The organism is Oleiphilus sp. HI0132 (assembly GCF_001635845.1).
The window spans coordinates 1-440 of the sequence record NZ_LWGJ01001439.1 but is presented as its reverse complement, the minus strand read 5'-3'; the positions used below and the strand labels follow the sequence as shown (position 1 = coordinate 440).

The window sequence follows — 440 nt, the reverse complement described above, 5'->3', positions numbered from 1 at the left end:
TGCATGCATTGCAGTGCCAGCTTATTCTATGAAGGATAGTTGAAAATCATCAGTTGGCGAGCCAATTTTACGAAAACATAAAAGATTTAGTAAAAAAATATATGAGTATAATCCGCTTTGAAAATGTGTCATTAGCGTATGGCCACCGCCCCTTACTGGATAACGTTACGTTTGCGATTGAAGAGGGACAAAAGATTTGCCTGCTGGGTAGAAATGGCGAGGGAAAGTCTTCATTAATGTCATTGCTAATGAAAAGTAGTGATCCGGACTCCGGTGTCATAAATTTTCAAAAGGGTCTTAAAGTAGGGGCTTTGCCTCAATCCATGCCCGATGCTGATGAACGTAACGTTTTTGATGTCGTTGCTGAAGGCCTACCGGAAATTGGTCAGGTCTTAAGTGAGTATCACCATCTGATCAATAGTCAGGATGAAGCTGCAGAC

Annotated in this window: 1 protein-coding gene; it reads left to right on the top strand. The window is 41.6% G+C overall.

Going from position 1 to position 440, the window contains the following annotated elements; genetic code table 11:
• Positions 1-101 precede the first annotated feature (101 nt).
• Positions 102-440: ATP-binding cassette domain-containing protein (locus A3766_RS22020; RefSeq protein ID WP_156509044.1), on the top strand; the 339-nt coding region annotated here is incomplete at its 3' end.